This is a genomic window from Jannaschia formosa, assembly GCF_003340555.1.
In the GTDB taxonomy this organism is placed as follows: domain Bacteria; phylum Pseudomonadota; class Alphaproteobacteria; order Rhodobacterales; family Rhodobacteraceae; genus Jannaschia; species Jannaschia formosa.
The window spans coordinates 1-881 of record NZ_QPLJ01000108.1 but is presented as its reverse complement, the minus strand read 5'-3'; the positions used below and the strand labels follow the sequence as shown (position 1 = coordinate 881).

Annotated in this window: 1 pseudogene; it reads left to right on the top strand. The window is 67.8% G+C overall.

Annotated features, from left to right (window positions below):
- Positions 1 to 186 precede the first annotated feature (186 nt).
- Positions 187 to 881: pseudogene (locus tag DR046_RS25050) on the top strand (IS30 family transposase); the annotation flags it as partial.

Below are 881 nucleotides of genomic sequence, written 5' to 3'. Positions count from 1 at the left end.
GGGAGACGCTCTCAGCCCCCCTGACCGATCAAACGAGTGACCTCGCCGCGTGAAACCGTGACGCTGAAAGCGCCGGAGATCGCGTCGAACCGATTTCCACCACCTTCGAGACAGCACCGCGACGGGGAAGCTTAGGCTCAAGTTCCAAGTGCAACACCCAAGCCCCTTTTGGCATAGGATGTCGCGATGGACAGACGAAGCAAGCACCTCAGCAGCGAGGAACGTGGCGTGATCTTCGCCGAGCATGAGCGCGGGAGCAGTCAGCGGATGATCGGTCGGCTTCTTGGGCGGGCGGCCAGCACAATCTGCCGGGAACTCGGGCGCGGCCGACAGACCGACGCCAGCTACTGCCCGCAGGTGGCGCGGCGCGTGTATGAGGCCCGCCGGGCGCGCTGCCGGCGACGCCGCAGGCTGGTCGAGGGCAGCGCGCTCCATCGCTTCGTGCACGACCACCTCGTCTATCGGCGCTGGTCCCCCGAGCAGATCGCGCAGAGACTGCGGCGCATGACACCCGACGCGCCCTTCGGCTCGCCTGAGCCACGAGACCATCTACGCCGCGATCTACGCCCAGCCCCGCGGCGGGTTGAAGGCGGCGATGATCGACGCCCTGCGGCAGGCCAAACCTGTCCGCGGCCGACGGCGCACCAGGCTGTCGAGTGGCGCTATGGTGCCGGACTTCCTGCGCATTGTGCACCGCCCCGAAGAGATCGAGGCGCGGCTGGTGCCGGGCCATTGGGAGGGCGATCTGATCAAGGGCGCCTTCAACCGCTCGTCGGTGGGCACGATGGTCGAGCGCAAGACGCGCTTCGTCGTTCTGTGCAGGATGCGCGGCAACGGCGCCGAGGCGGTGCTGGACAGCTTCACCCGCCAGATGAAGCGCC